At 73.7% G+C, this 17,079-nt stretch carries 16 protein-coding genes and 1 riboswitch; of the genes, 5 read left to right on the top strand and 11 right to left on the bottom strand.

Annotation, left to right across the window (positions count from 1 at the left end; all coding sequences use genetic code 11):
• Positions 1-172: 172 nt before the first annotated feature.
• From ACNAVT_RS05130 to ACNAVT_RS05115, 4 genes are all read right to left on the bottom strand, one after another.
• The gene (locus ACNAVT_RS05130; protein WP_416293285.1) at positions 173-739 is read right to left on the bottom strand and encodes a CinA family protein; all 567 of its coding nucleotides are present in this window, start codon (positions 737-739) and stop codon (positions 173-175) included.
• Positions 740-858: 119 nt separating this feature from the next.
• On the bottom strand, positions 859-1,440 hold the full coding sequence (gene pgsA, locus ACNAVT_RS05125; RefSeq protein ID WP_416293283.1) for a CDP-diacylglycerol--glycerol-3-phosphate 3-phosphatidyltransferase: 582 nt from the start codon (positions 1,438-1,440) through the stop codon (positions 859-861).
• A gap of 77 nt (positions 1,441-1,517) precedes the next feature.
• A complete protein-coding gene (rimO, locus tag ACNAVT_RS05120; RefSeq protein ID WP_416293281.1) occupies positions 1,518-3,020 on the bottom strand; it encodes a 30S ribosomal protein S12 methylthiotransferase RimO in 1,503 nt (500 codons plus the stop codon).
• Between the two features lie 129 nt (positions 3,021-3,149).
• Complete coding sequence (locus ACNAVT_RS05115; protein WP_416293581.1) at positions 3,150-4,070, bottom strand: ornithine cyclodeaminase family protein; 921 nt, start codon at positions 4,068-4,070, stop codon at positions 3,150-3,152.
• 96 nt (positions 4,071-4,166) lie between these two features.
• Positions 4,167-4,232: riboswitch (guanidine-III (ykkC-III) riboswitch) on the top strand.
• Positions 4,233-4,287: 55 nt separating this feature from the next.
• On the opposite strand from ACNAVT_RS05115, the gene ACNAVT_RS05110 reads away from it, so the two are divergent.
• Positions 4,288-4,602 carry a DMT family transporter gene (locus tag ACNAVT_RS05110; protein WP_416293280.1) on the top strand — a complete coding sequence of 105 codons (315 nt, stop codon included), beginning with the start codon at positions 4,288-4,290 and terminating at the stop codon, positions 4,600-4,602.
• Between the two features lie 97 nt (positions 4,603-4,699).
• Positions 4,700-4,945, top strand: coding sequence for a hypothetical protein (locus ACNAVT_RS05105; RefSeq protein WP_416293278.1), 246 nt, complete (start codon positions 4,700-4,702; stop codon positions 4,943-4,945).
• 56 nt (positions 4,946-5,001) lie between these two features.
• Here ACNAVT_RS05105 and ACNAVT_RS05100 read toward each other — a convergent pair whose 3' ends face one another.
• A complete protein-coding gene (locus tag ACNAVT_RS05100) occupies positions 5,002-7,455 on the bottom strand; it encodes a DNA translocase FtsK 4TM domain-containing protein (RefSeq protein WP_416293277.1) in 2,454 nt (817 codons plus the stop codon).
• Between the two features lie 113 nt (positions 7,456-7,568).
• Between ACNAVT_RS05100 and ACNAVT_RS05095 the strand changes: the two genes are divergently transcribed.
• Positions 7,569-8,048 (top strand): YbjN domain-containing protein, encoded by a 480-nt coding sequence (locus ACNAVT_RS05095; RefSeq protein WP_416293276.1) that lies wholly within the window; start codon positions 7,569-7,571, stop codon positions 8,046-8,048.
• Positions 8,045-9,724: a YbjN domain-containing protein gene (locus tag ACNAVT_RS05090; protein WP_416293274.1), complete on the top strand. Its 1,680-nt coding sequence runs from the start codon at positions 8,045-8,047 to the stop codon at positions 9,722-9,724. The genes ACNAVT_RS05095 and ACNAVT_RS05090 overlap by 4 nt, the downstream gene beginning before the upstream one ends.
• Before the next feature lie 19 nt (positions 9,725-9,743).
• Here ACNAVT_RS05090 and ACNAVT_RS05085 read toward each other — a convergent pair whose 3' ends face one another.
• The 5 genes from ACNAVT_RS05085 to ACNAVT_RS05065 all read right to left on the bottom strand — a co-directional run bounded on the left by ACNAVT_RS05085 (position 9,744) and on the right by ACNAVT_RS05065 (position 15,217).
• Positions 9,744-11,432 (bottom strand): ribonuclease J, encoded by a 1,689-nt coding sequence (locus ACNAVT_RS05085; RefSeq protein ID WP_416293272.1) that lies wholly within the window; start codon positions 11,430-11,432, stop codon positions 9,744-9,746.
• Between the two features lie 52 nt (positions 11,433-11,484).
• Positions 11,485-12,411 carry a 4-hydroxy-tetrahydrodipicolinate synthase gene (gene dapA, locus ACNAVT_RS05080; protein WP_416293270.1) on the bottom strand — a complete coding sequence of 309 codons (927 nt, stop codon included), beginning with the start codon at positions 12,409-12,411 and terminating at the stop codon, positions 11,485-11,487.
• 53 nt (positions 12,412-12,464) lie between these two features.
• Complete coding sequence (thyX, locus tag ACNAVT_RS05075) at positions 12,465-13,202, bottom strand: FAD-dependent thymidylate synthase (protein WP_416293579.1); 738 nt, start codon at positions 13,200-13,202, stop codon at positions 12,465-12,467.
• 160 nt (positions 13,203-13,362) lie between these two features.
• The gene (locus ACNAVT_RS05070) at positions 13,363-13,998 is read right to left on the bottom strand and encodes a DUF2752 domain-containing protein (protein WP_416293268.1); all 636 of its coding nucleotides are present in this window, start codon (positions 13,996-13,998) and stop codon (positions 13,363-13,365) included.
• Positions 13,988-15,217: a winged helix-turn-helix domain-containing protein gene (locus tag ACNAVT_RS05065; protein ID WP_416293266.1), complete on the bottom strand. Its 1,230-nt coding sequence runs from the start codon at positions 15,215-15,217 to the stop codon at positions 13,988-13,990. Before ACNAVT_RS05065 ends, ACNAVT_RS05070 begins: the two co-directional genes overlap by 11 nt.
• A 78-nt stretch (positions 15,218-15,295) precedes the next feature.
• Between ACNAVT_RS05065 and ACNAVT_RS05060 the strand changes: the two genes are divergently transcribed.
• The gene (locus tag ACNAVT_RS05060) at positions 15,296-15,847 is read left to right on the top strand and encodes a GNAT family N-acetyltransferase (protein WP_416293264.1); all 552 of its coding nucleotides are present in this window, start codon (positions 15,296-15,298) and stop codon (positions 15,845-15,847) included.
• On the opposite strand, the gene ACNAVT_RS05055 is transcribed toward ACNAVT_RS05060, so the two are convergent.
• Positions 15,746-17,056, bottom strand: a complete 1,311-nt coding sequence (locus ACNAVT_RS05055) for a glycosyltransferase family 87 protein (protein ID WP_416293262.1) — start codon at positions 17,054-17,056, stop codon at positions 15,746-15,748. The two genes, ACNAVT_RS05060 and ACNAVT_RS05055, sit on opposite strands and share 102 nt — an antisense overlap.
• Positions 17,057-17,079: the final 23 nt, after the last annotated feature.

The following is a 17,079-nucleotide window of genomic DNA, read 5'->3' as shown; positions in this document are numbered from 1 at the left end:
GGGGCGAGCCCCTCCGGCGCCGACGCCGTCCGTCGGAGCCTTCCCGCAACCGTACCCGTTGACCGCTCCGGCGACATCCCGCCCCGCCCCTCCAATTGCCCGGATCCGTCCTGGCCGGTACCGAAGCCACCGTGCGCGGGCAGGCCCACGGTCGGGCGGGTCGCCGCCCGGCTCACCGGTGGCCCGCCCCGGCTCGGTCGGCCTGGTTGACCGGGCCGCCGTGGTCCGCCTCGCCGACCGCGGCGTAGATCCGGTCGGCGAGCAGGCGCAGCGCCTCGATCACCGCGGCCGAGCGGATGTGGTCGCGGCCACCGTCGAGGTCGAGCCGGCGTACCTGGGTGCCGCCGGGACCGGCGACGCCGACGTACACCAGGCCGACCGGCTTGCCGTCCTGCGGTTCCGGCCCGGCCACGCCGGTGGTGGCCAGCCCCCAGTCGGCGCCGCAGCGGCGCCGCCCACCCTCGGCGAGCGCGGCGGCCACGTCCGGGTCGACCGGTCCGCGCTCCGCCAACAGGTCCTCCGGTACGCCCACGAGCTGCGACTTCAGCTCGGTGGCGTAGGCGACCAGACCGCCCCGGTAGACGCCACTCACCCCGGCGATCTCCACGATCGAGGCGGCGAGCAGGCCGCCGGTGAGGGATTCGACGGTGGCCAGCGTCTCGTGCCGCAGCGCCAGGCTGTGCACCACCCCGGCCGCCGGATTTCCGACGGGCCGCTCGTGCCTCGCATCCGTCCCCATACCGATCTCTTCCCCCCTGTCGCCGGCCCTACCCATCCTGCGCACCGATCCGTCGACCACGAGGTTGTTGCCACGACGCGCCCGCCCGGCCGAGCACCAGGGCGGGGCCGGGGTGGTGGTCAGGAGGTGGGGCGGCGGAGACGGAGGGCCTGGGCAATGTAGTCGAAGCCGGTCAGCACGGTGACGACGACGGCGGCACCCATGATCCAGGGGCCTACCACGGCCAGGGCGGCGGGCATCGGCCAGAGGTACCAGGTGATGGCGAGGATCTGGAGTGCCGTCTTGATCTTGCCGCCCCGGCTGGCCGCGATCACCCCGTGCCGGATCACCCAGAAGCGCAGCGCCGTGATGCCCAACTCCCGGACGAGGATCACCACGGTGACCCACCAGGGCAGCTGGTCGTACCACGAGAGCAGCACCAGGGCGGCCCCGGTGAGCGTCTTGTCGGCGATCGGGTCGGCGACCTTGCCGAGCGAGGTCACCAGCGCGAACCGGCGCGCGATCCAGCCGTCCACGAGGTCGGTCGCCGAGGCGACCACGAAGATCAGGCAGGCGGCCATCCGCCAGTCCGGGTGCGTCATCCCGGAGGCGACCACCGTGGCCGCGAAGACCGGCACCAGCACCAGACGCATCGCGGTCAGCACGTTCGCGGCGTTGAGCAGCGGAACGCGGGTCGCCACCGTCGACTCCGCCCCGGTCATCCCCGCACCCCGCTCCAGCCGCCGTGGCGTTCCTGGCACCCCACCACGTGGCTCCCCCGCTCCGTCCGGGCCCGTCGTCACCGTGCCGCGCCGGGCGCCGCCGAGATCATCTCATCCGGTACGGCGACCAGGTCGACACCCTCGGTCGCGGTGACCGTGGCCCGGACCAGGTCGCCGGGGCGCAGCGCGGCCAGGTCGACCCCGCCACCCTCCGGCGCGACCAGGGTGGTCGATCCGTCGACCTCCGGCGCCTGGTGGGCCGCCCGGCCCTCGACCACGCCGTCGGCGACCGAGTCGACCAGCACCTCGACCGTCGAACCGAGCCGCTCCTCGGCCCGCTGTGAGCAGAGCTCGTCGGCGAGCGCGCTGAGCCTGTCGTACCGTCGCTTGACGGTGGCGGCGGAGACCTTGCCGGGCAGGCCGGCGGCCTCGGTGCCGTCCTCGTCGCTGTAGTCGAACACACCGATCGCGTCGAGTCGCGCCTCGGTCAGGAATCGGACCAGCTCGGCCACGTCCTGCCGGGTCTCACCCGGGAAGCCCACGATGAAGTTGCTCCGGGCGCCCGCGTCCGGGGCGAGCGCGCGGGCGGAGGCCAGCAGCTCCAAAAACCGGTCGGTGGAGCCGAAACGGCGCATCCGGCGCAGCACCGGCTCGCTGGAGTGCTGGAACGACAGGTCGAAGTACGGTGCCACACCCGGTGTGGTGGCGATCACCTCGACCAGGCCGGGCCGGGTCTCGGCGGGCTGGAGGTAGCTGGCCCGCACCCGGACGATCCCGTCGATCGCGGCGAGCTGCGGCAGCAGCTTCTCCAACGCCCGGGGGTCACCCAGGTCCTTCCCGTACGAGGTGGAGTTCTCGCTGACCAGCACCAGCTCGCGGACGCCGGTCTTGGCCAGCCACTCGGCCTCGGCCAGCAGCTCGTCGGGCGTGCGCGAGACGAACGCGCCGCGGAAGGCCGGGATGGCGCAGAACGCGCAGCGACGGTCGCAGCCGCTGGCCAACTTGAGCGAGGCGACCGGGCCCGTGTCGAGCCGGCGCCGCAGCACCTGCCGCAGGTGGGCCGGGGTGTGCTCGTCGGTCTCGCTGGCCACCCGGCTCGGGGTGCCGTGGCCGGGCAGCGACACCGCCACGTCCCGCCGCTGCACCGGGGTGAGCGGCAGCAGCTCCCGGCGGTCGCGCGGGGTGTGCGCATCGAGGGCCTGGCCGGCGACGACCGCGTTCAGCCGGGCCGAGATGTCCGGGTAGTCGTCGAAGCTGAGCACCGCCTGGGCCTCGGGGAGGCTGTCGGCCAGCTCGCGGCCGTAGCGCTCGGCCATGCAGCCGGCGGCGACCACCTTGGCGCCGGTGTCGGCGGCGGCGAGCAGCGTCTGGATCGAATCCTGCTTGGCCTTCTCCACGAAGCCGCAGGTGTTCACGACCACCACGTCGGCGCCCTCGCCGTCGGTGGTCACCTGCCAGCCGTCGGCGTGCAGCCGGGCGGCCAACTCCTCCGAGTCGACCTCGTTACGAGCGCAGCCGAGAGTCAGCAGGGCGACGCGGCGGCCGTCGGCCGACGGGGAAGGGGAGGTGGCAGACACCATCCGAGGGTACCGGGCCGCGCCGGTGCGCCCGCGACGGCAGGCCGCCGGCATCGACCCGCTCACACCGGGCGGGTCACCGCCTCCGGTCCGCCCGCGCCTGCCGCTCCGCCCGCAGGGCGCGGGCGCCCGTCAGCGCGGCGCCGCGCCCACCCGGGCCAGGCGGTCGAGCAGGAAGACCTCCGTGCCGGCCAGACCGGTGGAGCAGAAGACCGAGATCTGGTCCGCACCGGTCCGGCCCGGGACCGCCCCCGCCAGCACCGCGCCCAGGTCGCGCAGCCGCCCGGCGTACGGCTCGACGGTGGTGAGCATCGGCGGGACGTACGCGGCGGCCTGGGCCGGCGAGTCGGTGACCAGCACGTCGGCGGCGTCCAGCAGGTCCGGACCGAACTCGTGCCGGTTCACCTGCTTGAAGCCGACGGTGTTGACGTGGGTGCCCGGGGCGAGGTCGGTGGCGGCCAGCACCGGGGTGGTGCTGGTGGTGGCGAGCACCACCACGTCCCGGTCGCGGACCGCCGCGGCGGCCGAGTCGACGGCGCGGGCCGGTACGCCCAGTTCGGCCCGGACCCGGGCGGCGAACGCCTCCCGACGGGCCGCCGAACGGCTGTGCACGGTCACCTCCCGCAGCTGGCGCACCGCGGCGGCGGCCCAGACCTGGGTCCACGCCTGGCGACCGGAGCCCACCACGCCGAGGGTGGCCGCGTCACGGCGGGCCAGCGCGTCGACCGCCACCCCGCCCAGTCCCCCGGTGCGCCGGGAGCCCAGCTCCTCGCCGACCGCGATCGCCCGTACCGCGCCGCTCCGCGCGTCGTGCAGCACGACCAGCTGCCCGCTCACCGGGAGCCCGAAGGTGTCGTACGACCGGAAGCCGTACCACTCGCCGGTGAGGTGGCCGGCGGTGAGCACCATCCGGCCGCCGTCCAGCTGGGCGGACGCCCGGGGCGGGGCGATCAGCCTGCCCTCGTACGCGGCCAGCAGAGCGTCCCGCATGGCGGCGACGGTGAACGGGGCGTCCACGGCGGCGACGTCCTCGTCGGAGAAGAGCAGGGTCATGACGAACATGATGCAACTTGAAGTTAACGTGAGATCCAACGATGGTGTGGTTCGTCACCGCACCGGTCGACCTCCGACGGTGGTGCTAACGTCGGCTGCGGCGGCCGCTGTGCCGCCCCGGACGAGTGGTGGGCGTACCCGGTCAGGCCAAGACGCCCCGTGTCAGACCACCCGTCCCGGCCCCGGCGGCCGGGCCCACCCCTCAGAGGTGACCGTCATGGCCTGGATCGTGCTGGTGCTCTCCGGACTGCTGGAGACCGCGTGGGCGATCGCCCTCGCCCGCAGCGCCGGCTTCAGTCGCCCCGTCCCCACCGTCGCCTTCGTTGTCGCGCTGGTGGCCAGCATGGCCGGCCTGGCGTACGCGTTGCGCGAGATCCCGGTCGGCACCGGCTACGCCGTGTGGGTGGGGATCGGGGCGGTGGGCACCGCGCTGGTCGGCATGCTGGCGCTGAACGAGCCGGCCACCCTCCCCCGGATCGGCTGCCTGTTTCTGGTGATCGCGGGCGTGGTCGGGCTCAAGTTCTTCCACTGACGCCCCGGAACGCCCCCGCGTCCGGTTTGGACACCTGTCCCTGGCGGGTAGTGCTCCCTCACCTCATCCGAGGGACCTACCCGTCACGGAGGACATCATGGCCGACATCCATGCCACCGCCCGGCCGCGCAGCGGTGCGGCGCGCATCTGCACGATCCTCGCGTTCGTCTTCGCCGTCATCGCGATCTTCTTCCTGCCGCCGCTGTTCGGCCTCGTCGGCCTGGTGCTCGGCATCGTCGGCGCCGTGCTCGGCGACAAGCCGCTCGGCTGGTACGCCGCCGGCGCCAGCGTCGTGGGCGCCGTCCTCGGCATGATCATCAGTTACGCGATCTACAACTCCTGACCCATCCGTACGCGTCCCCGGGCCTGCCGGACCACCGGCGGGCCCGCGCACGTCCGCTACGCCTCGTCGCCGCGCAGGCCGGCCAGGACCTCGTCCAGCTCGTCCGGCTTCACCAGCACGTCGCGGGCCTTGGAGCCCTCGGACGGCCCGACCACGCCCCGGGTCTCCATGAGGTCCATCAGCCGGCCGGCCTTGGCGAAGCCGACCCGCAGCTTGCGCTGGAGCATGGAGGTGGAACCGAACTGCGAGGTGACCACCAGCTCCACCGCCTGCACCAGCAGGTCCAGGTCGTCGCCGATGTCCTCGTCGATCTTCTTCTTGCTCTCCTGCGCCCCGGTCAGCACGTCCGGTCGGAACTCCGGCTCGCGCTGGTCCTTGCAGAACTTCACCACGTCGGCGATCTCGCGCTCGGTCACCCAGGCGCCCTGGATCCGGATCGGCTTCGACGCGCCCATCGGCAGGAAGAGGCCGTCACCCCGGCCGAGCAGCTTCTCCGCACCCGGCTGGTCGAGGATGACCCGCGAGTCGGCCAGCGAGGAGGTGGCGAACGCCAGCCGGGACGGCACGTTCGCCTTGATCAGACCGGTGACCACGTCGACCGAGGGGCGCTGGGTGGCCAGCACCAGGTGAATGCCGGCGGCCCGGGCGAGCTGGGTGATCCGGACGACGGAATCCTCCACGTCGCGCGGCGCGACCATCATCAGGTCGGCCAGCTCGTCCACGATCACCAGCAGGTACGGGTAAGGTCTCAGCTCCCGCTCGCTGCCCGGCGGGGCCTTGATCTCGCCGTTGCGCACCTTGCGATTGAAGTCGTCGATGTGTCGGACCCCGTTGGCGGCGAGGTCGTCGTAGCGCATGTCCATCTCACGGACGACCCACTCCAGCGAGTCGGCCGCCTTCTTCGCGTTGGTCACGATCGGGGTGACCAGGTGCGGGATGCCCTCGTAGCCGGTCATCTCGACCCGCTTCGGGTCGATCAGCAGCAGCCGCACCTCGTCGGGAGTCGCCCGGGTCAGAATGGACACAAGGAGAGAATTCAGGCAGCTCGACTTGCCCGCACCGGTGGCTCCGGCGATGAGAATGTGCGGCATCTTGGCGAGGTTGGCCACCACGTAGCCACCCTCGATGTCCTTGCCGAGCGCGACCACCATCGGGTGGTGGTTGCCGGTGGCGGCCCGCGAGCGGAGCACGTCGCCCAGCGCCACGTTCTCCGGGTCGGTGTTCGGGATCTCCACGCCGACCGCGCTCTTGCCCGGGATCGGGCTGAGGATGCGGACGTCCGGCGACTTCACCGCGTACGCGATGTTGCGGGAGAGCTGGGTGATCCGCTCCACCTTGACGCCCGGGCCCAGCTCGACCTCGTAGCGGGTGACCGTCGGGCCGCGCGTGAAGCCGGTGACCGCCGCGTCAACGTCGAACTGCTCGAAGACGCCGGTCAGCGCGGCGATCACCTCGTCGTTGGCCTTGCTCCGGGTCTTCGGCGCGGCGCCGCTGCCCAGCATGTTGGCCGGCGGCAGCGCGTAGTCGCCGGCCAGGCCGGTGAGCGCGAGCTGCTCGGCCCGGGTGGGCAGCGGCGAATGCTCCGGCGGCTCGGCCGGCTTGCGGCTCGCCGGCACCTTCGTCGACAGCTTGCGGGGCAGGACCAGGGTGTCCTGCAGGTCGACGCCGTCGAGGTCGTCGTCCGGGTCCTGCGGGTCCAGCTGCGGCGGGACGCGTTTGGCCGGCCGCTTGCGGGCCGGCTTCGGCGGCTCGGCTTCGGCTTCCGCCGCGTCGGGGGACGCGAGCAGGCTGCCGGCGAGCAGGCCGAGCCGTTCCGGGATCTTGTTGATCGGGGTCGCGGTGACCACCAGCAGGCCGAAGACCAGCAGCAGGATGAGCAGCGGCATCGCCACCCAGGCGGTGACCGCGGCCGCCAGCAGGTCACCGACGCCGGCCCCGATCAGGCCGCCCGCGTAGTCCCGCTGCACCGCGTCGGCCGGATCCTGTCCGATGTGCAGCATCGCCGCGGTGGCGAGCAGCATCGAGCCCCAGCCGACCAGGCCGCGCCCGCGGTGCGCGGGATCGCCCGGGGTCCGCATCAGCCGCCAGGCGCCGATCATCAGCAGCACCGGCACCACGATCGCGATCGCACCGAGGAAGAGGCGGACGGTGTCGGCGAGGCGGGCGCCGACCGGCCCGGCGCCGCCGAACCAGATGGCCACCGCGCTGAGGATGGCGACGCCGAACAGAAGCAGCCCGGCGCCGTCGCGGCGGTGCTCCGGGTCGAGGTCGCGGGCCGAGGCGGCCTGCCGGCCGGCGGCGCGGACCGCCCAGCCCACGCCGTGCGCCAGCCCCATCCACAGTGCACCGACCGCCCGACCGACGTAGACCGCCGGTCCCGGCCGGGCCGCGGGCCGCCGCCGGGGGGTCGCCCGGGTGGCCTTCTTCGCCGGCTGGCGGGCACGGCTGTTCGTGCTACCGCGCGGCGACGCGCCGCGCCGCCGGCTCGCCTGAGAGGTACGGCCCGCCATAGAGTCACCGTAACGGCGGGACCCGGCAGATCGCCGCTTTTCCGGGTCGTGTCCGCGCGTCGCAGCACGGACCGCGCCGTCGATGTGTTATTCGCCTCAGAAGGGATGCCCCCATGGCGTCGCCGGAGATCGAGGACGGTCCGGACGGTCCCCTGGCCGGACACCCGCAGGCGTTGTGCCCGTTGACCGACGAGTTGATCGCGGCCGTGCTGGCCAACCGGGGGTACGCGGTGGCCGAGGACCCCGACGGCGACCTGGTGGGCCGCTGGGACCAGCACCTGATCTGGTTCCACCGCCGGGGCGCGGCCGGGGAGCTGCTGCAGGTCCGCACGGTCGCCGCGCACCGCTTCGGCATCGAGCGCGTCCCCGACCTGTACGCCTTCTGCAACTCCTGGAACCACGACCGGCTGTGGCCGAAGGCGTTCGTGCACGTGGCCGACGACGGACTGGCCCAGGTCTGCGGCGAGGTGACCACCGACCTGGAGCGCGGCGTCACGCCACACCAGCTCGACCAGCTCATCGACTGCGGCATCACCACCGGCTGCCAGCTCGGCGCCGCCGTGGGCCGGCTGCCCGGCGGGTCGGTCCGGTGACCACCTCCCGCGACCGGGGCCTGGCCGATGCCCTCGCCGAGGCCCGGGACCAGCCCGACGGCGAGGCCCGCTGCGCCGAGCTGGAGCGGATCGCCGCACGGGCCGACGCGACCGGCGACCCGCACACCGGGCTGGCCGCGCGGTTCGCGTTGATCGAGGCGTACCTGCACCTCGGGGAGCGGTGGCGGCTGGTGGAGCTGGTACGCCGCTGCCTGGCCGCGCTCGACCGGGCGCCCGGGCTGCTGGACGGCCACCCCGGTGCCGCCGATCGGCTGCGCCGACACCAGCGGCAGGCGGTGGAGGCGCTGTTCGGCACCCCCCGCGTCGGCCTGGACCAGGCCCGATCCCTGTTGGACGATCTCGCCGACCGGCTGGGCCCGGACGCCGAGCCGGTGGCCGAGCTGCGCTGCCGGCTCGCCGACCACCTCGGCGACGAGCCCACCGCCCGGCGGGAGCACGGGCGCTGGCACGACCACCATCTCGTCTCGCCACGCCGCGACCCGGACCAGTCACACGAACAGACCGGCGCGGCGGCGCCGAAGCCGCGCCGCGACCCGGATCAGGCGGCCGGCGCGACCGACCCGGCCGCCGGCTGTCCCGGTTGCGCGCCGGCCCGGTCGGCCGAGCTGCTGGCCGGCTGGGGCGAGCCGGCGGCGGCCCTGGCGGCGCTGCGCCCGGTGCTCGACCGCGAGCTGAGCTGCACCGACCAGCCGGAGCGGGCGCTGGCGGCGGCGCTGCTGCCGTGGCTGCGGACGGGCAAGGTCACGCGCGCCGCCCGGGCGCACGTCCGGGCGTACCGCCGACATCGGCGGGAGCGGGCGGCGTTTCCGCTGCTCGCCGCGCACCTGCGGTACTGCGCGCTGGGTGGGCAACTGGATCGGGGGCTGGAGCTGCTGGCCGAGCAACTGCCCAGGCTGGACCAGCCCGCCGACGATCTGTCCGCGATGGAGTTCGCCGCCGCGGGGGCGCTGCTGTGCGGGCTGGCGGTCGAGGCCGGGCTCGGCGGCCGGCGGATCCACCGCCCCGGCCACGGGTCCCGGCCGGCGGCCGAGGTGGACGCGGCCACGCTGGGCGGGCAGCTGCAGGCGCTCGCCACCGCGCTGGCCGGCAGCTTCGACGCCCGCAACGGCACCGGGCACCAGTCCGGCCGGATCGCCTCCTGGCTGGCCGAACGTCCGCTCGCCGACCCGGTGCCGCTGCCCCCCGAGGACGACGTCGTCGAGTGGCCCGACGACGACGCGGCGGAACCGGGCCCGCCGGGCGAGGACGAGCCCGCCCCGCTGACCCTGGCGCTGCTCACCGCCGCCCTCGACGTACGCGGCGACGGGTACACGGTGGAGCCGGACGGCACGGTGGTGGGGCGCTGGGGTGAGGCGGTGATCCAGTTCCGCCGGCTCGGGCGGCAGGGGGAGATCCTGCACGCCCGGGTGGCGGCGGCCCGTCGGCTGCCGGCCGCCCGGCGCGCCCAGGCGTACGCATTCTGCAACGCCTGGAACCACGACCGGCTGCTGCCTGCCGCATACGTGCACGATCCCGGCGACGGGACGCTGGTGCTGGCCGCCGACGTCACCACCGACCTGGCGCACGGGGTGGCCCCGGCGCAGCTCGTGGTGCTCGTGACGGCCGCAGTCAGCACCGGGACGGCGTACGCCGAGGCGGTCGCGGCGCTGACCTGACCTGACCCGTCGGTCGGGGTCAGACCTCGACGACCGTGGGGACGATCATCGGCCGGCGGCGGTAGGCGTCGTTGACCCAGCGCCCGACGGTGCGCCGGACGATCTGCTGGAGCTGGTGCGGGTCGGTGATGCCGTCCGCAGCGGCCCGGTTGAGCGCCTCGGTGACCAACGGGACGACCGGGTTGAACGCCTCCGGGTCCTCGGAGAAGCCCTTCGCGGAGACGGTCGGGCCGCCGACCACCTTGCCGGTGACCGAGTCGACCACCACGGTGGCGGCGATGAAGCCGCCGTCGCCCAGGATCCGCCGCTCGGTGAGCAGCGACTCGCTGACGTCGCCGACGGCGAGGCCGTCGACGTAGACGTACCGGCTCTTCACGTGGCCGACCAGGCTGGCCCGCCCGTCCACCAGGTCGACGACGTCGCCGTCCTCGCAGAGCACCACCCGGTCCGGGGCGACGCCGGACTCCACGCCGAGCCGGGCGTGCGCCCGCAGGTGGCGCCACTCGCCGTGCACCGGCATCAGGTTGCTCGGCCGGGTGACGTTGAGCAGGTAGAGCAGTTCCCCGGCGGGGGCGTGGCCGGAGACGTGCACCTTGGCCACGTCCTTGTGCACCACCACGGCGCCGGCCCGGGCCAGCCGGTTGATCACCCGGTAGACCGAGGTCTCGTTGCCCGGCACCAGCGAACTCGCCAGCACGACGGTGTCGCCCGGCGCGATGGTGATGTGCCGGTGGTCGCCGCTGGCCATCCGGCCCAGCGCGCTCATCGGCTCGCCCTGCGAGCCGGTGGACATCAGCACGATCTGCTCGGGCGGCAGGGAGGTGGCCTCCTCCAGCCCGACCACCAGGCCCGGCGGGATGTTGAGCAGGCCGAGGTCGCGGGCGATGCCCATGTTGCGGACCATCGACCGGCCGATCAGCGCCACCTTGCGGCCGTGCTCGATCGCCGAGTCGAACACCTGCTGCACCCGGTGCACGTGCGAGGCGAACGAGGCGACGATGATCCGGCCGCGCGCCTTGGCGAAGATGGAGTCGAGCACCGGCCCGATCTCCCGTTCCGGGGTGACGAAGCCGGGGATCTCCGCGTTGGTGGAGTCCGACAGCAGCAGGTCCACGCCCTCGGCGCCGAGCCGGGCGAAGCCGGCCAGGTCGGTGATCCGGCCGTCCAGCGGGAGCTGGTCCATCTTGAAGTCGCCGGTGTGCAGCACCAGCCCGGCCGGGGTGCGGATGGCCACCGCCAGCGCGTCCGGGATGGAGTGGTTGACCGCGAAGAACTCGCACTCGAACGGGCCGAGCCGCTCCCGTTCGCCCTCCCGCACGGTCAGCGTGTACGGCTGGATCCGCCGCTCGGCCAGCTTCGCCTCGACCAGGGCCAGGGTGAACTGCGAGCCCACCAGCGGGATGTCCGCCTTGTGCGCGAGCAGATACGGCACCGCGCCGATGTGGTCCTCGTGGCCGTGGGTGAGCACGATCGCCTGGACGTCGTCGAGCCGGTCCAGGATCGGGCCGAAGTCGGGCAGGATCAGGTCCACGCCCGGCTGCTCGACGTCGGGGAAGAGCACCCCGCAGTCGACGATCAGCAGCTTGCCGTCGTACTCGAAGACGGTCATGTTCCGGCCGATCGCGCCGAGTCCGCCGAGCGGGATGATCCGCAAGCCGCCCTCGGGCAGCGGCGGCGGCAGTTCACCCTCGATGTGCGCCTCGGTCACGCGTCCACCTCATTCTGCGACGCCGTCTCGCGGCGTCCGTCGTGTCGTTCGATCATTCGGGAAGTGCCAGGCCCGCCGCCGCGCAGTCGGCGCGCAGCTGGGCCAGTTCGTCCGCGGTGGCGTCCACCAGCGGCGGGCGTACCGGGCCGGCCGGCAGGCCGCTGGCCGCCAGGCCCGCCTTCACCAGGATCACGCCCTGGGTACGGAAGATGCCGGTGTACAGGGGCAGCAGCCGTCGGTGCAGCGCCAGCGCGGTGGCGACGTCGCCCGCCTCGTACGCCTCGATCATCTGCTTCGTCTGCACGCCGGTGAAGTGCGTGGAGGTGCCGACAACGCCGACCGCGCCGACCGCGAGGGCGGGCAGGGTCAGCGCGTCCTCGCCGCTGTAGAAGGCCAGGTCGCTGCGGGCGAGCACCCAGGAGGTGGCGGTGAGGTCGCCCTTGGCGTCCTTGACCGCGACGATCCGGCCGTGCTCGGCCAGCTTCACCAGGGTGTCGGTGGCGATCGCGGTGCCGGCCCGGTGCGGGATGTCGTACAGCATGATCGGCAGGCCGGTGGCGTCGGCGACCGCGGTGAAGTGCCGCAACAACCCGCTCTGCGGCGGCTTGCTGTAGTACGGCGTGACCACCAGCAGGCCGTGCGCGCCGGCCTTCTCCGCCTGCGTGGCCAGTTCGATGGTGTGCCGGGTGTCGTTGGTGCCGACCCCGGCGATGATCCGGGCCCGTTCGCCGACCGCCTCCACCACGGCCCGGATCAGGGTCTCCTTCTCCGCGTCGGTGGTGGTCGGGGACTCACCGGTGGTGCCGTTGAGCACCAGCGCGTCGTTGCCCTGCTCGTCGACGAGGTGCCGGGCGAGCCGCACCGCGCCGTCCGGGTCGAGGGACCCGTCGGCGGTGAACGGGGTCACCATGGCCGTGATCAGTCGCCCGAACGGGCGCGACGCGCCCCGGTCGGGGGCGGCAGGGTGGTCGTGCGTCATGTTCACAACCTAGCGGACGACCACCGGCGTCCCGGTGGCGAAGGGTGCAGGACTCACTCGGCGTGCGGGCTGGCCGCCACCTCGGTGCCGTCGGGCAGCGTCGAGATCACGAAGTCGGCGAAGACGTTCGGCGCGACGCCCTGGAGCTGCCGCAGGCACTCCACGGCCAGCTCGCGGATCTCCACGTCGGCGTGCTCGGTGGCGCGCATCTTGACGAAGTGCCGCCAGGCCCGGTAGTTGCCGGTGACCACGATCCGGGTCTCGGTGGCGTTGGGCAGCACCGCCCGGGCCGCCTGTCGGGCCTGCTTACGGCGCAGCGTCGGGTTGGGCTCGTCGACGAAGCGCGCCTCGAGGCCCTCCAGCAGCTCGGTGTACGCCCGCACGCTCGCCTCGGTCGCCTCGACGAACTTCTTGTGCAGCTCCGGGTCCTCGGCGATCGCCGCGGGCTCGACCATGGCGGCGTCCCGCTCCGGCACGTACCGCTGGGAGAGCTGGGAGTACGAGAAGTGCCGGTGCCGGATCAGCTCGTGGGTGAAGGACCGCGAGACGCCGCTGAAGTAGAAGCTCACCGAGCCGTGCTCCAGCACGGAGAGGTGGCCCACGTCCAGGATGTGTGCCAGGTAGCTGGCGTTGGTCGCGGTGGCCGGGTTCGGCTTCTTCCAGCTCTGGTAGCAGGCCCGGCCGGCGAACTCGGCGAGGGCCTGACCGCCCTCGGCGTCGGTCGACCACGGCACGTCGTCCGGGGCCTGGAACTGGGTCCACGCGATGAGCTTGACCTGGGGCTGCACCATGTCCGGCATTCCTGCGACTGTAGTGGCCCGGCAGCACTGGGCCAAAGCTGGGCTCGGCGGGTCGAAAGCGCTCATGACCTGCGAATCTTGGACACTTCCGAGGAGCGGCGGACGGCAAGTGTCCAAGATCTCGCACCGCACCGTCGGGTGGGCGGCCGGGTCAGACGTAGAGCGAGGTGAACGGGGCCCAGGGCAGGTTGCGCGCCACCGAGAAGGCGAACCACACGGCCAGGAAGCCGCCGAGCACCTTCGGGCTGAGCCTCAGCTCCGGCAGCCGCCAGCCGAACGCCCGGTTTCCCGCCCAGCTGGCGAAGAGGTACGCCAGGAAGGGCAGCGCGAAGACGAAGACGAAGTGGTGCCGGGCAGCGGCCGGCAGGTTGCCGTGCAGCACGTACCAGAGGGCGCGGGTGCCGCCGCAACCCGGACAGTCCAGCCCGGTGGTGAGCTTGAGCAGGCAGGTCGGCCGGGCGTCCGGCTCGCTGTGGGTGGGGTCGCTGAGCAGGGCGTACGCCATGCCCATGCCGACGCAGCCGAGCGCCGCGAGAGGCACCGCCCACCGTGGGGCGCGGGCGTGCAGCCGGATCACCAGGCGGGTGAACCGATCCTCCTCGACGGGCTGGTACGCCGCTCCGGCGGGCCAGATCGCCGACCCGGGCTCGGCCACGGCGGCAGCCGCAGCGCCTTCGGCGTGCGACCCGGCCACGGCCGGGCCGGCGGCGGCCGGCGGGACGGGGACCGTCTGCGGGTCGGGCGGGGCGGCCGGCCGGTCAGCGCTCGTCACGGGCTCACCGTACACCCGCCAGGCCCGTCAGCGCGGCGGCCAGCGGGACCGCCAGGTCGCCCCCGACCGGTGGGGCGACCGCGTCCAGGCCGAGCCACCCGGCCAGGCGGTAGAGCTCGACGGCGAGCGCCAGCGCGGTCTCCCCCGGATCCGCCCCCGGCTCCACCCAGGCGGCCGGCACCAGCAGCACCCCCGCCCTCCGGTCGGCCTTGAGGTCGACCCGGGCGGTGAACCGCTCGCCCTGCAGGAAGGGCAGCACGTAGTAACCGTGGACCCGCTGCGGCGCGGGCACGTAGATCTCGATGCGGTAGGTGAAACCGAACAGCCGCTCGGTGCGCGCCCGCTCCCAGACCAGCGGGTCGAACGGGCTGACCAGGGTGTTGCCGCGTACCCAGCGGGGCAGCCGCGCCTGCGCGTGCAGGTAGGCCGGCTGCCGCCAGCCCTGCACCTCGACCGGGGTCAGCTCCCCCGCCTCGACCAGCTCGGCGATCGCGCGCCGGGCCCCGGCCACCGGCAACCGGAAGTAGTCGCGCAGCTCCGGCTCGGCCGCCACGCCCAACGACCGCGCGGCGACCGCGACCAGCGTGCGGTGGGCGTCGGCGTCGCTCGGGGTGGGTGCGTCGAGCACCGCGGCCGGCAGCACCCGCTCGGGCAGATCGTAGCGGCGGGCGAACGAACTGGTGCGTTCGGCGGCGGTCACCTCGCCGGACCAGAACAGGAACTCCAGTGCGCGCTTGACGGTGGACCAGTTCCAGCCCCAGTTGCCGGTCTCCCGGGGCGCGTCGTGCTCGATCTCGGCCGCGGTGAGCGGCCCCCGGGCGGCCACCTCGGCGCGCACCCAGGCGACCAGCTCGGGCTGCTCCTGGGCGATCCGGCGCATCCCGCCCCAGGCCTCGTCGCGGGCCTTGGCCATCCGCCAGCGCAGCGCCGGGTGCAGGCCGACCGGAACCAGCGACGCCTCGTGCCCCCAGTATTCGAAGAGCTCGCGGGGGCGCCGGTAGGCGGCGTCGTCGAGCAGCGCGGTCGGGTAGGGCCCGAGCCGACTGTAGAGCGGCAGGTAGTGGGCCCGTTGCAGGACGTTCACCGAGTCCATCTGGATCAGCCCGACCCGGTCCAGCACCCGGCGCAGGTGCCGGCGGGTGGGCACCCCGGCGGGCGGCGGGTCGGCGAAGCCCTGGGCGGCGAGAGCGACCCGGCGGGCCTGGGCGAGCGAGAGCGATTCCGGTGCGGCCATCGCCGGGGACCCTAGTCCACCGGTATGACGCCGGAGCGGACGCTGGACCTGCCGCCCGCCGGGGCATAGAACGGACGGATGCTCACCATTCGCCGGGAGGAGCCGGACGACGCGGAGGCGATCGCCCGGGTGCACGTGCACGGTTGGCAGACCGGGTACGCCGGGATCATGCCGGAGGAGGTGCTGCGCCGGCTGAACCCGGCCGCCTGGGCGCAACGCCGCCGGGACGTCGGCACCGCCGACCCGGAACACCCGTTCACCACCCTGCTCGCCGAGGTCGACGGGCTGGTCATCGGGTTCACCACGTTCGGGCCGTACCGGAACAACCAGGACCGCGGTGACCTCGACCGCACGTACGGCGAGATCCTGGCGGTCTACGTCGAGCCCGCGTACTGGGGCACCGGGACCAGCCGGGAGCTGCTGGCAGCGGCCCGGGCCGGGCTGGCCGAGCGGGGCTGGACGGAGTACCGGCTCTGGGTGCTCGCCGACAACGTCCGGGCCCGCCGCTTCTACGAGCGGGCCGGGCTGTCACCGGACGGCGAGGAGTCCAGCTACCCGGTGCCGCTCTCCGGTGGGCGTGACCCGGTCCGGCTGCGGGAACTGCGCTACGCCGCCCGCCTCGGCGCCTGACCCGGGCGGCCCGCCCCGGTCGGTGGGCGAGCCGCCCGCCGGTGCGGCCCAGCGCCGGATCGGCAGGCCGAGCAGCAGCGCCAGGCTGATCCAGACGTACATGTTGCTGCCGAGGAAGCCGGTCACGCCGCCGAAGTTCTCGTCGAACGCCCACACGATCCGGCTGATCAGGAAGGCGTACCCGATGGTCGCGGCGGCCAGGTGAACGCGGCGCCGGCGGCTCCGCGCGTTGGCCGCCATCCCGTTGTCGACCAGCAGGATCAGCGCCGGCAGCAGCCAGACCAGGTGGTGCACCCAGGTCACCGGGCTGACCAGGCACATGGTGGCACCGGTCAGGGCCAGGCCGGCGGCCTCGTCGCCGACGGCCACCGCGGCGCGGGAGCGCCATCCCCACACGGCCAGGACGACGAGCACCAGCGCGAGCCAGGCGACGGTGCTCGGGTGCGCCGGGTCCAGCCGGGCGACCACGCCCCGCAGCGACTGGTTGGAGACGAAATCCAGCTCGCCCACCCGGTCGGTGTTCCACAACGCCGAGGTCCAGAACTCGCGGGAGGCGTCCGGGAAGAGCGCACCGGCGAGCAGGGTCGCCCCGGCCGCCACGCCCATCGCCGCGAACGCGGCCCGCCAGCGCCCGGTGACCAGCAGGTAGACGATGAAGATGCCCGGGGTCAGCTTGATCGCGGTGGCCAGCCCGATGCCCGCGCCGGCCCACCGGCTGCCGCCCGGCAGCAGCCGCAGCAGATCCACCGCCACCAGGAAGAGCAGCAGCATGTTGACCTGGCCGAAGTTGACCGTCTCGCGCATCGGCTCGAACGCGGCGGCCAGGCAGAGCGCCACCGCGAGGGCGAACCAGCGGGTCCAGCCGGAGCGGCGGGCGATCGGGTCGACCAGCCACCAGATGACCACCGCGCTGACCACCACGGTGGCGGCGACGCTCACCGTGATCGCCGCCGACCACGGCAGGTAGGCCATCGGCAGCATGACCAGCGCGGCGAACGGCGGGTAGGTGAACCCGTACTGGGTGCCGAGCTTGAGGAAGTCGTAGATCTCCCCGCCGTCGTGCACCCACCAGGTCAGCGCGCCGTAATAGACCTTGAGGTCGAAGAAGCCGTGCCGCTCGGCCGCCACCGACAGGAAGGCGCTCACCGCGACAGCGAGCACCACCACGGCGACGACCTGCCCGATCGTCCGCCTGGCACCCTGCGCCAACGTCGCCTCCCTCGCCCTGCGTA

The organism is Micromonospora sp. SL4-19, assembly GCF_047921475.1.
GTDB lineage: Bacteria > Actinomycetota > Actinomycetes > Mycobacteriales > Micromonosporaceae > Micromonospora.
The sequence above is the reverse complement of the archived record's forward strand: the minus strand, read 5'-3'. Positions and strand labels throughout refer to the sequence as shown.

Coding starts and splice junctions, on each gene's coding strand:
- ACNAVT_RS05130 (WP_416293285.1), bottom strand. CDS start 739: ATGGGGACGGATGCGAGGCACGAGCGGCCCGTCGGAAATCCGGCGGCC.
- pgsA (WP_416293283.1), bottom strand. CDS start 1,440: ATGACCGGGGCGGAGTCGACGGTGGCGACCCGCGTTCCGCTGCTCAAC.
- rimO (WP_416293281.1), bottom strand. CDS start 3,020: ATGGTGTCTGCCACCTCCCCTTCCCCGTCGGCCGACGGCCGCCGCGTC.
- ACNAVT_RS05115 (WP_416293581.1), bottom strand. CDS start 4,070: ATGACCCTGCTCTTCTCCGACGAGGACGTCGCCGCCGTGGACGCCCCG.
- ACNAVT_RS05110 (WP_416293280.1), top strand. CDS start 4,288: ATGGCCTGGATCGTGCTGGTGCTCTCCGGACTGCTGGAGACCGCGTGG.
- ACNAVT_RS05105 (WP_416293278.1), top strand. CDS start 4,700: ATGGCCGACATCCATGCCACCGCCCGGCCGCGCAGCGGTGCGGCGCGC.
- ACNAVT_RS05100 (WP_416293277.1), bottom strand. CDS start 7,455: ATGGCGGGCCGTACCTCTCAGGCGAGCCGGCGGCGCGGCGCGTCGCCG.
- ACNAVT_RS05095 (WP_416293276.1), top strand. CDS start 7,569: ATGGCGTCGCCGGAGATCGAGGACGGTCCGGACGGTCCCCTGGCCGGA.
- dapA (WP_416293270.1), bottom strand. CDS start 12,411: ATGACGCACGACCACCCTGCCGCCCCCGACCGGGGCGCGTCGCGCCCG.
- thyX (WP_416293579.1), bottom strand. CDS start 13,202: ATGGTGCAGCCCCAGGTCAAGCTCATCGCGTGGACCCAGTTCCAGGCC.
- ACNAVT_RS05065 (WP_416293266.1), bottom strand. CDS start 15,217: ATGGCCGCACCGGAATCGCTCTCGCTCGCCCAGGCCCGCCGGGTCGCT.
- ACNAVT_RS05060 (WP_416293264.1), top strand. CDS start 15,296: ATGCTCACCATTCGCCGGGAGGAGCCGGACGACGCGGAGGCGATCGCC.